Source organism: Pseudomonas sp. UM16, from assembly GCF_050312595.1.
Taxonomy (GTDB): domain Bacteria; phylum Pseudomonadota; class Gammaproteobacteria; order Pseudomonadales; family Pseudomonadaceae; genus Aquipseudomonas.
In genome coordinates, this window is record NZ_JBNPJT010000008.1 from 154387 (window position 1) to 168868 (window position 14482).

The window sequence follows — 14482 nt, forward strand, 5'->3', positions numbered from 1 at the left end:
ACCTGAATTCTCCGGCTTTTGTGTGAGGTTGCCCATGAACAGTGAAGAACAAACCCTGATCGATGGCCTGTTCGGCCGACTCAGGCAGGCCGAAGACCCGGCCGTGCCTCGTGATGCTCAGGCCCAGGCGCGGATTGCCGAGCACCTGCGACAGCAACCGTCGGCACCTTATTACATGGCCCAGGCGATCCTGGTTCAGGAGGCTGCACTCAAGCGTCTGGACGAGCAGAACAAACAGCTGCAGGCCGAACTGAAGCAGGCTAAAGCACAAGTCGCGGCTACCGCACCGAGCAACAGTGGCGGTTTTCTTTCGAGTATCTTCGGCAGTGGTGCTCGCGATCCGCAGCCGCTGCGCTCGCAAGCGCCGACCAGTGCCCCAAGCGGTGGCGGCTGGCGTGAGCCGTCGCGCTCGTTCAATCAGCCTGGTGCAGCTGGGCAGCAGGGCTTTAGCGCAGCGCCTGTCCAGGCGCCACGCGGTGGCGCCAGCAGTTTCCTTGGTGGCGCACTGCAAACCGCTGCCGGGGTGGCGGGTGGCGTCATGTTGGCCCAAGGCATCAGCAGCTTGTTCAACCATAACTCGCAACCAGAAGAAGTGGTCGAGGTGATCAAGGAAGAACCCGCATCTGCCAGCGATAGCGGTGGCTGGGGCAGCAATGAGGATCAGCGTCTGACCGCTGACAACAGCGACTACGGCAACGATCAGGGTGGTTTCATGGACACTGATTACGGCAGCGACGACGGCAGTTTTTTCGACGGCGATGACAGCTTCGTCTGAGCGCACATACCCGCACCGCTTCCAGGCTGGCATACTGGGCGCCGAAACGGCCCCGGTGTGCGGAGGCCGGCAACCGCGCAATGGCGCCACGAGGAAAGACGGTGAAGAAGATTGCGGTGTTCGCCGATGTGCAGAACCTCTACTACACCGTGCGCCAGGCCTATGGCTGTCATTTCAATTATGCCGCGCTGTGGGCTGACATCAGCCAACATGGGCAGATCGTCGAGGCGGTGGCCTACGCCATCGACCGCGGCGACAGCAAGCAGCAGCAGTTTCAGCAGATCCTGCGTAACCTCGGTTTCACCGTCAAACTCAAACCTTACATTCAACGCAGCGATGGCTCAGCCAAGGGCGATTGGGATGTGGGCATCACCCTTGACGTGATCGATGCCGCGGCACGGGTCGACGAAGTGGTGCTGGCATCCGGCGACGGTGATTTCGACTTGCTGCTGGAACGGGTGATCAGTCGTCACGGCATCGAAGCCGTCGCCTATGGCGTCCCTGGGCTGACCGCCAACTCGTTGATTCGCGCTGCCAGTCGTTATGTGCCCATCGAGGGCGGCCTGTTGCTCAGGCACTAGGTTTTACTGAGGTTTTGTTTTGGAACGTATCGCTGTCATCGACTTTGAAACCACGGGCATTTCACCCGGTGCCAATTGCCGCGCCACTGAAGTGGCAGTGGTCATGCTTGAACGTGGGCGCATTGTCGAACGCTACCAGAGCCTGATGAATGCCGGGCTGCCAGTGCCGGCCTTTGTTGCCAGTCTGACCGGGATCACCACGGCCATGCTGCGCAGCGCTCCGCCGATTGCCCGAGTGATGAACGAAGTCGCCGAGTTCGTCGGTGATACACCGATGCTGGCGCACAACGCTTCGTTCGACCAGAAGTTCTGGGATTACGAGCTGGCGCAGATCGGCCGCAGTCGCAATCAACGCTTTGCCTGTTCGATGTTGTTGGCGCGACGTTTGATGCCGGCAGCACCCAACCACAAGCTTGGCACCCTGACCCGCTGGGCTGGCTTGCCAGACACCGGCACCACGCACCGGGCCATGGTGGATGCGGAAATGGCTGCCAACCTCGCCCAGCACCTGGCCGGGCAGTTGCGTGCGCAAGGCGTCAATGCGGTGTCTCACCAGTTATTCTGCAGCCTGCAGAAAGTCCCAGCAGCTAAAGTCGCTGACGCACTGAAAACCTACCGCTAGGGCTTCTTGCCGGTGTGCTCCAGATGGCCCAGCGGCAAGCGCTGCTCCACCGCGCTGGAAAGAATGATCGAGGTCTTGCTGAAGCCGAATTGGGCAACGCGGTTGATCAACGCTTCCAGCTCCGGCATTGAGCTCACGGCGGCCTTCATGATCACGCAAGGATCGCCAGTGACTCGGTGGCATTCGGTCAGTTGCGGGATTTGCGTGAGCTCTTCGTAGGTCTGCTGATTACCATGACTGGCCAGGCGCAGTTCAATGACGCACTGGATCGGCAAGCCGATTTTCTCTAGATCGACCTTGGCCTGGTAGCCGGTGATCACACCACTGGCCTCAAGTTTGGCCACTCGTTCGGCGACCGCTGGCGCAGACAGGTTGACCTTGCGTGCAAGCTCGGCAAAAGAGGCGCGGCCGTTTTCCAGCAGAGCGCTGAGCAGTATTCGATCGTACTTGTCCATGGCATTCCTAAGCGCTGTGTTGAATCAAAGGTCAAAGGCCAGTAGAACCATGCTTTCAAAAGTGTACGGTTCATTTAAACAGGTTTTGTAACTTATGTTTACGCACCTGCCTTTCTAAACTAAACCTCCCCTCAACAGAATTCGAGCCTCCCATGTCTGCCCCTCGTCGCTTTCCCTTGGTATTGATCGGCGCCTTCCTCGCGCTGTACCTGGTCTGGGGTTCGACCTACCTGGTTATTCGCATTGGCGTCGAGTCCTGGCCGCCACTGCTGATGGCGGGCGTGCGCTTTTTGATTGCCGGGACGCTGCTGTATGGCTTCCTGCGCTGGCGCGGGGTGCCAGCACCGACCTGGCCACAATGGCGTGCAGCCGGGGTGATTGGTGTGCTGTTGCTCAGTTGTGGCAATGGGGGCGTGACCCTGGCCGAACATGCAGGCGTTGCCTCCGGGGTGGCCGCTCTGGCGGTGGCCACGGTGCCGCTGTTTACTCTGGTGTTCGGCTTGTTCTGGGGCCAGCGCAACACGCGCCTGGAATGGGCCGGGATCTTGCTCGGGCTGATCGGTATCGCCATGCTCAACCTGGGTTCAAACCTACAGGCCAGCCCCATGGGCGCCGCGTTGATCCTGTTTGCTGCCGCTTCGTGGGCGTTTGGCTCGGTCTGGAGCAAAAGCCTGCCGCTGCCCCAAGGGCCTATGGCCAGTGCCGCAGAGATGCTGGTGGGGGGTGGCGTCTTATTGCTGGGCAGTGCCTTGAGCGGTGAACGCATGACTCAGATGCCTACGGCGGCTGGCTGGGGGGCGTTGGCCTACCTGGTGGTGTTCGGGTCGATCCTGGCCTTCAGCGCCTATATGTACCTGCTCAAGCATGTGCGTCCAGCGGCAGCCACCAGCTATGCCTATGTCAACCCGGCGGTGGCGGTGTTGCTGGGGATCCTGTTTGCCGGCGAACAGATCGGCTTTGAGGAATGTGTGGCCATGGCTGTGATCATTGGCGCGGTGGTGTTGATCGGTCTACCGCAGTGGCGCAAGCCGACGACAGTGGTCAGCAAGTCGCAAGCGCAAGTGAGCGAAGCAGCGGTTTGTCAGGAAGGTGCTGGCGGAACAAGGTAAACTGCCGCCATTGCTGAATTCCCCTGACGGTATTGCCATGACATTCGCCAAACTTGGCCTGATTGAACCTTTGCTGCGCGCGCTTGAGCGCCTGGACTACAACACCCCGACGCCGGTCCAGGCCCAGGCCATTCCTGCCGTATTGGCCGGGCGTGACCTGATGGCCGCGGCCCAGACCGGTACTGGCAAGACCGCAGGCTTCGCCTTGCCGCTGTTGCAACGTCTGACCCTGGAAGGGGCCAAGGTTGCCAGCAACTCGGTGCGCGCTCTGGTCCTGGTGCCGACCCGTGAATTGGCCGAACAGGTCCACAGCAACATCTGCGAATATGCCGAACACCTGCCGCTGAGTACCTACGCGGTCTACGGTGGGGTCAGTATCAACCCGCAGATGATGAAGCTGCGCAAGGGTATTGACCTGCTGGTGGCGACACCAGGGCGCCTGCTCGACCTGTTCCGCCAGAATGCGGTGAAGTTCAATCAGCTCCAGGCTTTGGTGCTCGACGAAGCCGATCGCATGCTCGACCTGGGCTTTGCCGAAGAGCTGCGCGCGGTGTATGCCGCGTTGCCAGTTCGGCGGCAAACCTTGTTGTTCTCGGCGACGTTCTCTGACGAGATCCGCCAACTTGCCGGGCAGACCCTGAATGACCCGTTGAGCATTGAAGTCAGTCCGCGCAATGTCACCGCCAGTACGGTCAAGCAATGGATCGTCCCGGTGGACAAGAAGCGCAAGCCGGAGCTGTTCAGCCATCTGCTGCGCAAACAGCGCTGGAAGCAGGTGTTGGTGTTTGCCAAGACCCGTAACGGTGTCGATCAACTGGTTGAGCGCCTGCGCGGCCAAGGCGTGAATGCCGACGGCATCCATGGCGACAAGCCCCAGGCCACTCGTCAGCGTGCTCTGGACAGTTTCAAGGCGCGTGAAATCCAGATTCTGGTGGCCACCGACGTGGCGGCGCGTGGCTTGGACATTGACGACTTGCCATTGGTGGTCAATTTTGACCTGCCGATAGTCGCCGAAGACTACATCCACCGTATCGGTCGTACCGGCCGCAAGGGCAATACCGGTGAGGCGATCTCACTGGTGTGCGCTGATGAAGTGCAGTTGCTGTCGGCGATCGAGACGCTGACCCGCAAAACCTTGCCGCGTCACGAAGAACCGGACTTCGTCCCTGATCACAAAGTGCCGATGACCGATGCCAGTGGTCAGGTGCTGAAGAAGCCGAAGAAACCGAAAAAGCCCAAGGAAAGCAGCAGCAAGCGTAGCCTGGGGCGCTGGATGGACAGCGGCGACACACCCGCGGCAGCGCCTGCGGCCAAGCCGGTGCGCAAGGTGCCAACCTTTAATACTGGGCCGCGCAAGCGCAAGCCTTGAGCGCCTAGGGCCGCCTCGCGGCCCATCGCTGGCAAGGCCGGCTCCTACAGGGAATACTGGGAGCTGGCTTCCCTTAGTTTTTCAGCCAGTCCAGAACCCCAAGCCCCGCCTTACGTCCACTGGCAAAACACGCCGTCAGCAGATAGCCGCCTGTCGGTGCCTCCCAGTCGAGCATTTCCCCGGCGCCAAACACCCCCGGAAGTTGCTTGAGCATCAGGTGCTCATCCAGCGCTTCGAACACCACGCCGCCAGCGCTGCTGATCGCTTCATCCAGCGGGCGTGGGCGCACCAGCACAATCGGCAAGGCTTTGATCGCCTGGGCCAGTCGCCCCGGATCGGCAAAGCACTGCGCATCGATCAATTCGCGCAGCAATGCCGCCTTGACGCCATCCAGACCCAATTGGCTGTGCAGGTGCTTGGCCATCGAGCGGGAGCCGCGTGGCTTTGCCAAGGCCGTTTGAATGTTATCCACAGTGCGATTGGGCAATAGGTCGAGTAGCACAGTGGCACAGCCTGCACGGTTGATCGTTTCACGAATCTGCGCCGACCAGGCATACACCAGACTTCCTTCCAACCCTTGGGCAGTGACAATGCACTCACCCAGGCGCGGCGTCTGTCCAGCAAGGCTGAGGGCGATGTTTTTCAGCGGCGAACCGGCGAATTTTTCCTTGAGCAAATCGCTCCAGGCGCGCACCTCAAAGCCACTGTTGGCGGCCTGTAACGGCGCGACCTGCACGCCTTTATCCACAAGCCATGGTAGCCACGCGGCATCGGAACCCAGGCGCGCCCAGCTACCGCCACCGAGGGCCAGGACTGTGGCGGTTGGCGTGAGCGCCAATTCACCTTGTGGATAAGCCAGCCGCAAGCTGCCGTCGCTGTTCCAGCCCAACCAACGATGACGGGTGTGGATAACTACCCCGTTGTCGCGCAGGCGCTTGAGCCAGGCACGCAGCAGCGGGGCGGCTTTCATGTCGCGGGGGAAAACCCGGCCAGAGCTGCCGACAAATGTCTCGATGCCTAGGTCGTGAATCCACTGACGCAGCGCATCAGCGTCGAAGCCTTCGAGCAGCGCGGCAATTTCGCCGCAGCGTTCGGCGTAACGGGAAATGAACGCCGGGTAAGGTTCGGAGTGGGTGATGTTCATGCCACCGACGCCCGCCAGGAGGAATTTGCGCCCCACCGAAGGCATAGCGTCGTAGAGATCGACGGCGACCCCGGCCTGACCGAGCACTTCGGCGGCCATCAACCCGGCCGGCCCGCCTCCGATAATGGCAACGTGTGGGCGGTTGGTGGCGCGGGTGTCGGTCATGGTCGGCTGCAAGCTGGGAAAAGAGCCGGCATTCTACCTCAGCAGGGCAGGCGGAAACACTGAGCAAAAAACGTACAGTCGCCTCAAGCCCAAGCGGGCTAAGGGTTTGAATGGCTTTCGCTCAGGTTATCCACAGGCGGCTCCACAGTCATTGTGAGTAACCCAAGACCCGGCTGGCGCTGTGATGGAGAATGCCATGACGACGTGCCAAGGCCTGGCGGTCCTTGCTGTAACCGCCACCAATTACCCCGACCACCGGAATATCGCGGCCCAGGCATTGGCGCAGCACCTGCTCGTCACGGGCGGCGAGGCCTTCATCGGTCAGCTGTAAATAGCCAAGGGCATCGTCCTTGTGTACATCGACGCCAGCGTCATAGAGCACCAGGTCCGGACGGTATAATGGCAACAAGTAATTGAGCGCGTCTTCCACGACTTTCAGGTAGGCCTGGTCACCCATGCCCCGTGGCAACGGAATATCCCAGTCGCTCTGGGCCTTGCGCGCCGGGAAGTTCTGCTCGCAGTGCAAGGACACGGTAATGGCATCTTGCGTGTCATGGAGAATTCGCGCGGTGCCATCGCCTTGGTGTACATCGCAGTCGAAGATCAACACCTTGTGCACCCGCCCGGCTTCCAGCAGGTAATGGCTGATCACGGCCAGGTCGTTGAAGATGCAAAAGCCGGCCGGGTGGTCGTAGTGAGCATGGTGAGTGCCACCGGCCAGGTGACAGGCAATGCCATGTTCCAGGGCCTGTTCCGCTGCCAGCAGCGAGCCGCCCACTGCCCGCACGGTACGCCGCGCCAGCGCTTCGCTCCAGGGCAGACCGAGGCGCCGCTGGTCTTCGCGGGACAACTCGCCATGCATGTAGCGTTCGATGTAATCGCGGTCATGGGCCAAGGCGAGGATGTCATTGGGGCAGATTTCCGGGCGCAGCAGCGCCTGCTCGCAGGTCAAGCCGCTGTCGACCAGGTGGTCGCGCAGCAGGCGGAACTTGTCCATCGGAAAACGGTGCTCAGCGGGGAATTCCGGGCTGTAGTCGTCGTGGTAGATCAGCGGCAGCGGCATGACAAATTCTTGAACTGGACAGAGGCTGATCTTGCCAGTTGCTGGCGCCGTTGCGCTACTTTATGAGTTGTTTGATGGTGTCGAGTCGCTGGTACAACTACTCAACGGTTTGCGCTATTTAGTAGCCTTTGCCATTGGTCGGCGTTCATTTTGCCGAGAATTCTCGGCTTTCCATCGGCAGCGACCGAGACGAACAAAGCGCTGGCATAGTCGCTGGAGCGCTGACCACCGGGCACATTCAGCTGACGCTCCAGGTGGTCAATGCAACCACTATGGGTGACCAGCACCAGATTGTGATTGGTCGCTTTATGCGCCAGGGCCGATTCGGCGAAGCCCTCGTCGCATTGTTGTACCCACTCTTCACTTTTAATGGCTTTGCCAAAGATATAGTGCGCCGTTTGGCGGGTCCTTACTTGTGGGCTGCTTAGCACATCTGCATCGCCCAGCCCTAGATGGTGCAGGCCGTCTCCGACGTCTGTAGCAACCTGACTGCCCGCCACCGTGATGCCGCTCGGGTCGCTGAGACAGCTATTGCTTGAACGGTCACAGCGCTCGGCATGACGGATCAGCACGATCACCTTGCCCTTGGACCATTCACGGTACACGCCGCTGCTGTACATTCGATTGTCTCTGCTCAAGTCCACGATATGTGTTCTCGTTGATGCCCAGGCGCTGAGGGTGGCGAGTGCAAGCATCACACTCAGCCCGATGCACAGCGTTTTGAATGGGGATAAACGTCGTCGTTTGGCGGGGGACAGAACGAGGTTCTCAGCGGTGTTTGGCAACAACAATACTCCGTACGGGTAATTGGATCGGGTAGCAACCAGGACGATGGCTGCCATGAGAATGGCGGCACTTTAGAACGTGGCCTGTGCAGAGCAGGTGAAGCGAATGTGAAAAAAGTCTTTACCTGTTTGAATCGCGATTTTTCTGCAGGTGCCTACGCTATAAACTGCAGGGGATGTGTCGAGGAGCAGGCAATGACCCCCATATTTGAACTGGAAAGCGCCCGCCTGGTACTGCGCCAATGGCAGGATGACGACCTCGGCGAATTCGCCGCCCTGTGCGCCGATCCACACGTGATGCGCTATTTCCCCGCCCCCCTGACCCGCCTGGAAAGCGCAGCCCTGATCGGTCGTATCCGTGGTCATTTCAATGAGTACGGTTTTGGACTGTGGGCGTTAGAGCGCAAAGACAGCGGCGCCTTCATTGGCATGACCGGTTTGCTCAACGTCAATTTCGACGCCGATTTCACCCCGGCGGTAGAAATCGGCTGGCGTCTGGCCCGTCGTCATTGGGGCTTGGGTTTCGCCAGCGAGGCGGCCTGGACCAGCTTGCGCTGCGCTTTCGCCCAATTGGGGCTCGAGCAGGTGGTGTCGTTCACCACCGAAAGTAATCTACCGTCTCAGAAAGTCATGCAAGCCATTGGCATGCAGCAGGACGTGGCCGGCAGCTTTTTGCACCCGAAACTGCCCGAGTTTCACCCGCTGCGTCCGCATGTCCTGTACCGCATCAACCGGGCCCAGTGGCAACAGACCCTGCGCGGCTGAATTGCATGACATACGGGTGCGCTATGACAAACCCTGTATCATTTGTCGCAGTTGCGCATTGCTTTGGAGAATCTTGAATGAGCCACGTGTTGGACGATCTGGTTGACCTGCTGAGTCTGGAAGCCATCGAGGAAAATCTGTTCCGCGGACGCAGTCAGGACCTGGGTTTTCGTCAGTTGTATGGCGGCCAGGTGCTGGGTCAGTCGTTGTCGGCTGCCAGCCAGACGGTCGAGGAAGCGCGCCACGTGCATTCATTGCACGGTTATTTCCTGCGCCCGGGTGATGCGGCGATGCCAGTGGTTTACTCGGTTGACCGGGTTCGCGACGGGGGCAGTTTCAGCACCCGGCGGGTGACGGCGATCCAGAAGGGACAACCGATCTTTACCTGCAGCGCTTCGTTCCAGTACGACGAAGAAGGTTACCAGCATCAGACGCAGATGCCGACGGTGGTGGGGCCGGAAAACCTGCCGTCGGAAGTGGAGTTGTTCCAGCGCATGGCTGATCGCCTGCCTGAGGCTATCCGCGACAAGATGCTCTGCGCCAAACCGATCGAGATGCGCCCGGTTACCGAAGAAGATCCATTCGATCCCAAGCCGGGTGATCCGGTGAAGTACATCTGGTTCCGGGCCGATGGCACCCTGCCGGACGTACCGGCGCTGCACAAGTACATGCTTGCCTACGCCTCGGACTTCGGCCTGTTGACCACCTCGTTACTGCCCCATGGCAAATCGGTATGGCAGAGAGACATGCAGATCGCCAGCCTTGACCATGCACTGTGGTTCCACGGCAATCTGCGCGCTGACGAGTGGCTGCTGTATGCCATGGACAGCCCTTGGGCGGGTAATGCACGTGGATTCTCCCGCGGCAACATCTACAACCAGGCCGGGCAGTTGGTGGCTTCATCCTGCCAGGAAGGGTTGATTCGTCATCGCAAGGACTGGGCATGAACCTCAACGATATCCGTCATTGGGTGTTCGACATGGATGGCACCTTGACCGTGGCCGTGCATGATTTCGCGGCGATTCGTGAGGCTCTGGAAATTCCACCGGCTGATGACATCCTCACTCACCTGGCCGCCTTGCCCGCTGCTGAAGCGGCGGCCAAGCACGCCTGGTTGCTGGAGCACGAACGTGACCTGGCGATCGGCTCGCAGGCGGCAGTCGGTGCTGTGGCGTTGGTTCACGAGCTGGCTGGGCGTGGCTGCCAGTTAGGCATCCTTACCCGTAATGCGCGGGAATTGGCGCATGTGACGCTGGAGGCGATTGGCCTGGCTGACTGCTTTGCCGAGGCGTACGTGCTGGGGCGTGATGAAGCGCCGCCAAAACCGCACCCCGGTGGCTTGTTGAAGCTGGCCGATGCCTGGGATGTGAGGCCGAGTGCGATGGTCATGGTCGGTGACTATCGCTTTGACCTTGATTGCGGTCGCGCGGCAGGTGCCAGAACTATCCTGGTCAACCTGCCGGACAACCCCTGGCCGGAGTTGACCGACTGGCATGCGGCGGATTGCCGGGCGTTGCAGGGATTGCTTAACCAGTGAGTGGGTAATCGCGGGACAGGCCCGCGATCACTTCTCAGAAATCCCAGCGCGTGGTCAACATCATATTGCGCGGCTCGCCGTAATAGGTGGTGTCGAAGTTACCCAGCCCGGATAGGTAGCGTTTGTCGAACACGTTGTTGGCGTTGACGGTAAAGCTCAGATGTTCGTTGTACTGGTAGCGGCTCATCAGGTCGACCAGGGTGTAGCCGCCTTGTTTGATAAAGGTGTAGTCGTTGACTGATCGGTTATAGATCTTGCCGTAGAACGCGCTCTGCCAATTCACCCCGCCACCGACGGTGACCTTGTCCATTACCCCTGGCAGGCGATAAGTGGTGAACACCCGTACCAGATGTTCAGGCTTGCTGGTGCTCATCGGGAACCCGTACATGCGCTGTTCGTCGGCATCGCGGGTGCGGGCGTAGGTGTAGCCAGCCGACAGGTTCCAGCCTTCCTGCAACTCACCGCTCAGTTCCAGCTCCACACCTTCAGTGGTTGCCCCACTGGTGGCCTTGAAAATGCCTTCGTTGGTCGCCGGGTTGGTACCGATCTGCTCCGCTACATTGTCTTGTTCGGTGCGGAACAGTGCCAGGCTGGCATTGAGCTTACCCACCAAGTAGGCGGCTTTCAGACCAGTTTCGTAGCTGTCGCCTTCGACCGGGTCAAGCGTGCTGCCATTACTGTCCTTATTGCTCTGCGGTTGATAGATCGAGGTGTAGCTGGCGTACACCGAGTAGGTATCGTTGAGGTCGTACACGACACCGGCGTAGGGCGTGACTACACCATGTTGCTTGTAACTGGCCTGGCTGTCCGGGAACAGTGGGTTCAGGCCGTCATAGTCATAATTGTCGTCGTACTTGAAGGTGCTGACGCGGGTGCCGAGGATCACCGAAAGGTCATCGGTTGGACGCAGGCGGGTGGCAATATAGGCGCCAGTCTGGCTTTTCTTTTGCTCATACTTGCCGTTCTTCGGGAAGTCGGGGACGCCGATGTGGCCCTTCCAGTCAAAGATACTGCCCGGCACCATGGCGAATTCGCTGGTGTCCCAGGTGGCGCCGGTCTGGCGTGAATACGAGGCGTTATAGCCGACTACCAGATCATGCTCGCGGCCAAACAGGCTGAACGGGCCAGAAAGGTTCAGGTCGGCAGTGTTCTGAACCCGATGGCCTTCCCAGCGACCCCAGAAGAAATACATGCCGTTGCCGTCACGGTCAGGGGCACCGCCGCTGGCCGATGCCAGGCGGGTGTCATGGTCGCTCTGCAATTGGTTGACGCTGAGCTTGAGTGACCAGTCATTGGCCAGGGCCTGCTCCAGGGAGGCGAAGTAGGTACGGTTCTGAAAGTCGCGTCGACTCCAGTCAGCCCCAGGGTTGAATGAGCGGGAGAAGTCGGTCCGACCGCCATCGGTGTAGTACACCGGGTTACCGGTCCAGGAGGTGCCGCGTGGCGTGGTGTTCTGTTGATCGATACCGACAGTCAGTAGGGTGTCAGGGGTGATGTCGGCTTCGAGAATGCCGTAGTACACCTCTTTCTTTTGCTCGTAGTGGTCCTGGTAGCCCTGCTTGTCTTGCTGCGCACCAACGAAGCGTCCGCGCAGGGTGCCGGTACTGTTCAGCGGGCCAGAGACATCGCCCTGGCCACGGTAATCGTCCCAGCTGCCGGCACTGCCGGTGAGCGAGGCCTGGAACTGCGCAGTAGGTTTCTTGCGGATCAGGTTGACCGTCGCTGAAGGGTCGCCGGAGCCGGTCATCAGGCCGGTCGCGCCTTTGAGTACTTCAACCCGGTCATAGATCGACATGTCGACGTGGGCGGTGCCTTCGTCATACACACCGTCATAGATGGTGTTGACGCCATCGTACTGATAGTTGGTGATTACCAGGCCGCGGCTGGTGAACTCGGTACGGTCGCTGTCATAGGTTTGCGAGGAAATACCGGGGGTGTTGCGCAACACATCGGAGATGCTCTGGGCGCCCTGGTCGTCCATCAATTGACGGGTGACGACGGTGACCGACTGCGGTGTTTCACGGATCGACAGAGGCAGCTTGGTGGCGGTGCGGGTCACGGCAGTGGTGTAGGAGCCGGTGTTTTCTGTGGTTTCGCCGAGAAATTGGCCATTGATGCTGGTGGCGCCCAGTTCCACCGTGCCGTCGCTGCTGATCGGCACCAGCACATAGCCGCCATTGCTCTGGCGTTGGGCTTGCAAGCCACTGCCCTGGAGCAGGCGCGCCAGACCCTCTTCCACCGAGTAATTGCCTTGCAGTCCAGCCGACTGTCGGCCCTGGGTTTGACGCGCATCAAACGACAGGGTGATGTTGGCACGGGTGGCGAACAGACTCAGGTTGGTACCCAATGCCCCAGGCGCAATCTGAAAATCTTTGCTGGCGCTCTGTGCCTGGGCGTGTGTTGGCAGCAACGCCAGCATCGGTAGCGGTGCCAGGGTCAGGCCGAACAATGCCAGGTGAACGGCGCGAACCAGAGGGCGGGGCGCCCGAGGGCAAATGCGGGTCATGCAGGTTTTCCTTCGATTGGCTGGGCAGAGTGGCAGCTGGTTTTTTGCTGCTTTAACTGCGTAGCCGAATGAGAATGAAAATCGGCAACCCTTTTATGGAAATTGTTCAGGCCGGTTCAATGCTGACCCAATAGCGTGTCAGGTAGCTCACCTTGACGGGCTGCGTGGCACTGAGGTTTTCCAGGATGGTGTCGGTATCATCGATGCGAAAGGCACCGGACAGGCGCAAGTCGGCGATGCCTTCGGCACAGCGCAGTACGCCTGGTCGATAGCGCCGCAGTTCGCTGACAAAATCGGCCAGCCGCCACTCGATCACCGTCAACATGCCCTGGGTCCAGGCGCCAGTGCCAGGCGCCAAGGCATGAGCGTTGCCGATTTGCTGACGGTCAAAACTGGTCGACTGCCCAGCATCCAGACGCAGCATCGACAGCGGTTTATCCACAGGGCGAATTTCCACCGCGTGCTGCAGCACACTGACCCGGCTCAGGCCCTCTTCACTGCGCACGCTAAAGCGGGTGCCCAGGGCGCGAACCACGCCTTCGGCGGTACGCACCATGAATGGTCGACCGGCGCCATCGCTGGCGGTCTGCACCATGATTTCGCCGCGGTAAAGCCGCAATTGCCGCTGCGCGCCGTCAAAGTGGATATCCACCGCGCTGTCGGCGTTAAGTTCCAGCTGACTGCCGTCGCTCAGCCTGACCTGGTGTCGTTGCCCTTTGCCGGTACGCAGTTGGGCCATCAGTGCTTGCGCTGGATTGCTGTCGTGCACGGCCCAGCCGCTGGCGCCGACGGCCAAGAGCATGGCCAGGGTCTTGAGCACTGCACGTCGGCGGGCGCGCACACCGGCTAGCGTTGGCAGGGCGACATCGGCGGGGAGGTTGCCCAACTGGCGCTGCAGTTTCTCCACCCGCGCCCAGGCTTGGGCGTGGGCCTGGTTCTTGCCCAGCCAATCCTGCCAGGCGCGCAATTGAGCGTCGCTGGGCTGGGCGGCATTGAGGCGGACGTACCAGGTCGCCGCCGCTTCTAAGGTGTGGTAATCCAGGGGCTGGGCCATTTAGTCGTCCGTCAGCAGCAGGCAGTGAGTCATGGCACGGATCAGATGCTTCTTGACGGTGGTGACCGAAATGCCAAGACGCTCAGCAGTCGCTACATAACTCAAGCCTTCGAGTTGCACGGCCAGAAAGATCTGTCGGGTGCGTTCACCCAGGCCGTCGAGCAGGGTATCCACGGCCACCAGGGTTTCGAGGATCAGCAAACGGCTTTCGGGTGAATCGGCGTGGCGTTCCGGGCGGCTGGCCAGCTCGGCAAGGTAAGCCTGCTCCAGCGCCTTGCGGCGAAATTTGTCGACCATCAGCGCATGGGCGATGGCGCCCAAATAGCTGCGAGGTTCGCGAATGGTGTGGACATTGCGCGCGCTCAGCACCCGGATAAAGGTGTCCTGGGCAAGGTCGGCGGCATCGCTGGCGTTGCCCAGGCGGGCGCGCAGCCAGTTCTTCAACCAACCGTTGTGTTCGCTGTAAAGCGTATGCAGGGCAGCGTGATCGGGAGCAGACATGAACGGCATGACCAATGCAGTAACTGATAATTAGTCGCATTATTGTAGTTT

The 14482-nt window shown here is 60.3% G+C and carries 15 protein-coding genes; 8 read left to right on the forward strand and 7 right to left on the reverse strand.

Going from position 1 to position 14482, the window contains the following annotated elements; translation table 11 throughout:
- Nucleotides 1-34 precede the first annotated feature (34 nt).
- The 3 genes from ACQRAX_RS11650 to ACQRAX_RS11660 all read left to right on the forward strand — a co-directional run bounded on the left by ACQRAX_RS11650 (nucleotide 35) and on the right by ACQRAX_RS11660 (nucleotide 1978).
- The gene (locus ACQRAX_RS11650; protein ID WP_412040248.1) at nucleotides 35-775 is read left to right on the forward strand and encodes a DUF2076 domain-containing protein; all 741 of its coding nucleotides are present in this window, start codon (nucleotides 35-37) and stop codon (nucleotides 773-775) included.
- A gap of 80 nt (nucleotides 776-855) precedes the next feature.
- Entirely contained in the window at nucleotides 856-1356 is a 501-nt protein-coding gene (locus ACQRAX_RS11655; protein ID WP_412040249.1) for an NYN domain-containing protein, read from the forward strand.
- A gap of 19 nt (nucleotides 1357-1375) precedes the next feature.
- Nucleotides 1376-1978: a 3'-5' exonuclease gene (locus ACQRAX_RS11660; RefSeq protein ID WP_412040250.1), complete on the forward strand. Its 603-nt coding sequence runs from the start codon at nucleotides 1376-1378 to the stop codon at nucleotides 1976-1978.
- On the opposite strand, the gene ACQRAX_RS11665 is transcribed toward ACQRAX_RS11660, so the two are convergent.
- Nucleotides 1975-2433: an Lrp/AsnC family transcriptional regulator gene (locus ACQRAX_RS11665; protein WP_412040251.1), complete on the reverse strand. Its 459-nt coding sequence runs from the start codon at nucleotides 2431-2433 to the stop codon at nucleotides 1975-1977. The genes ACQRAX_RS11660 and ACQRAX_RS11665 overlap by 4 nt on opposite strands.
- A gap of 152 nt (nucleotides 2434-2585) precedes the next feature.
- Between ACQRAX_RS11665 and yedA the strand changes: the two genes are divergently transcribed.
- On the forward strand, nucleotides 2586-3542 hold the full coding sequence (gene yedA, locus ACQRAX_RS11670) for a drug/metabolite exporter YedA (RefSeq protein ID WP_412040252.1): 957 nt from the start codon (nucleotides 2586-2588) through the stop codon (nucleotides 3540-3542).
- Nucleotides 3543-3579: 37 nt separating this feature from the next.
- Entirely contained in the window at nucleotides 3580-4911 is a 1332-nt protein-coding gene (locus ACQRAX_RS11675) for a DEAD/DEAH box helicase (protein WP_412040253.1), read from the forward strand.
- Between the two features lie 73 nt (nucleotides 4912-4984).
- On the opposite strand, the gene ACQRAX_RS11680 is transcribed toward ACQRAX_RS11675, so the two are convergent.
- From ACQRAX_RS11680 to ACQRAX_RS11690, 3 genes are all read right to left on the reverse strand, one after another.
- Nucleotides 4985-6220 carry a TIGR03862 family flavoprotein gene (locus ACQRAX_RS11680; RefSeq protein WP_412040254.1) on the reverse strand — a complete coding sequence of 412 codons (1236 nt, stop codon included), beginning with the start codon at nucleotides 6218-6220 and terminating at the stop codon, nucleotides 4985-4987.
- A 148-nt stretch (nucleotides 6221-6368) separates the two neighbouring features.
- Entirely contained in the window at nucleotides 6369-7283 is a 915-nt protein-coding gene (locus ACQRAX_RS11685; protein WP_412040255.1) for a histone deacetylase family protein, read from the reverse strand.
- A 101-nt stretch (nucleotides 7284-7384) separates the two neighbouring features.
- Nucleotides 7385-8074, reverse strand: a complete 690-nt coding sequence (locus ACQRAX_RS11690) for a histidine phosphatase family protein (protein WP_412040329.1) — start codon at nucleotides 8072-8074, stop codon at nucleotides 7385-7387.
- A 189-nt stretch (nucleotides 8075-8263) separates the two neighbouring features.
- Here ACQRAX_RS11690 and ACQRAX_RS11695 point away from each other — a divergent pair, with 189 nt between their 5' ends.
- The 3 genes from ACQRAX_RS11695 (at nucleotide 8264) to ACQRAX_RS11705 (ending at nucleotide 10370) form a co-directional block, all read left to right on the forward strand.
- Nucleotides 8264-8833: a GNAT family N-acetyltransferase gene (locus ACQRAX_RS11695; RefSeq protein WP_412040256.1), complete on the forward strand. Its 570-nt coding sequence runs from the start codon at nucleotides 8264-8266 to the stop codon at nucleotides 8831-8833.
- Between the two features lie 77 nt (nucleotides 8834-8910).
- The gene (gene tesB, locus ACQRAX_RS11700) at nucleotides 8911-9780 is read left to right on the forward strand and encodes an acyl-CoA thioesterase II (RefSeq protein WP_412040257.1); all 870 of its coding nucleotides are present in this window, start codon (nucleotides 8911-8913) and stop codon (nucleotides 9778-9780) included.
- On the forward strand, nucleotides 9777-10370 hold the full coding sequence (locus ACQRAX_RS11705; protein WP_412040258.1) for an HAD family hydrolase: 594 nt from the start codon (nucleotides 9777-9779) through the stop codon (nucleotides 10368-10370). The genes tesB and ACQRAX_RS11705 overlap by 4 nt, the downstream gene beginning before the upstream one ends.
- Nucleotides 10371-10404: 34 nt before the next feature.
- Here ACQRAX_RS11705 and ACQRAX_RS11710 read toward each other — a convergent pair whose 3' ends face one another.
- The 3 genes from ACQRAX_RS11710 to ACQRAX_RS11720 all read right to left on the reverse strand — a co-directional run bounded on the left by ACQRAX_RS11710 (nucleotide 10405) and on the right by ACQRAX_RS11720 (nucleotide 14431).
- On the reverse strand, nucleotides 10405-12876 hold the full coding sequence (locus tag ACQRAX_RS11710; protein WP_412040259.1) for a TonB-dependent siderophore receptor: 2472 nt from the start codon (nucleotides 12874-12876) through the stop codon (nucleotides 10405-10407).
- 106 nt (nucleotides 12877-12982) lie between these two features.
- Nucleotides 12983-13930 (reverse strand): FecR domain-containing protein, encoded by a 948-nt coding sequence (locus tag ACQRAX_RS11715; RefSeq protein WP_412040260.1) that lies wholly within the window; start codon nucleotides 13928-13930, stop codon nucleotides 12983-12985.
- Nucleotides 13931-14431: a sigma-70 family RNA polymerase sigma factor gene (locus ACQRAX_RS11720; RefSeq protein ID WP_412040261.1), complete on the reverse strand. Its 501-nt coding sequence runs from the start codon at nucleotides 14429-14431 to the stop codon at nucleotides 13931-13933. It abuts the gene before it with no gap.
- Nucleotides 14432-14482 lie beyond the last annotated feature (51 nt).

Coding starts and splice junctions, on each gene's coding strand:
- ACQRAX_RS11650 (WP_412040248.1), top strand. CDS start 35: ATGAACAGTGAAGAACAAACCCTGATCGATGGCCTGTTCGGCCGACTC.
- ACQRAX_RS11655 (WP_412040249.1), top strand. CDS start 856: ATGGCGCCACGAGGAAAGACGGTGAAGAAGATTGCGGTGTTCGCCGAT.
- ACQRAX_RS11665 (WP_412040251.1), bottom strand. CDS start 2,433: ATGGACAAGTACGATCGAATACTGCTCAGCGCTCTGCTGGAAAACGGC.
- yedA (WP_412040252.1), top strand. CDS start 2,586: ATGTCTGCCCCTCGTCGCTTTCCCTTGGTATTGATCGGCGCCTTCCTC.
- ACQRAX_RS11675 (WP_412040253.1), top strand. CDS start 3,580: ATGACATTCGCCAAACTTGGCCTGATTGAACCTTTGCTGCGCGCGCTT.
- ACQRAX_RS11680 (WP_412040254.1), bottom strand. CDS start 6,220: ATGACCGACACCCGCGCCACCAACCGCCCACACGTTGCCATTATCGGA.
- ACQRAX_RS11685 (WP_412040255.1), bottom strand. CDS start 7,283: ATGCCGCTGCCGCTGATCTACCACGACGACTACAGCCCGGAATTCCCC.
- ACQRAX_RS11695 (WP_412040256.1), top strand. CDS start 8,264: ATGACCCCCATATTTGAACTGGAAAGCGCCCGCCTGGTACTGCGCCAA.
- tesB (WP_412040257.1), top strand. CDS start 8,911: ATGAGCCACGTGTTGGACGATCTGGTTGACCTGCTGAGTCTGGAAGCC.
- ACQRAX_RS11705 (WP_412040258.1), top strand. CDS start 9,777: ATGAACCTCAACGATATCCGTCATTGGGTGTTCGACATGGATGGCACC.
- ACQRAX_RS11710 (WP_412040259.1), bottom strand. CDS start 12,876: ATGACCCGCATTTGCCCTCGGGCGCCCCGCCCTCTGGTTCGCGCCGTT.
- ACQRAX_RS11715 (WP_412040260.1), bottom strand. CDS start 13,930: ATGGCCCAGCCCCTGGATTACCACACCTTAGAAGCGGCGGCGACCTGG.
- ACQRAX_RS11720 (WP_412040261.1), bottom strand. CDS start 14,431: ATGTCTGCTCCCGATCACGCTGCCCTGCATACGCTTTACAGCGAACAC.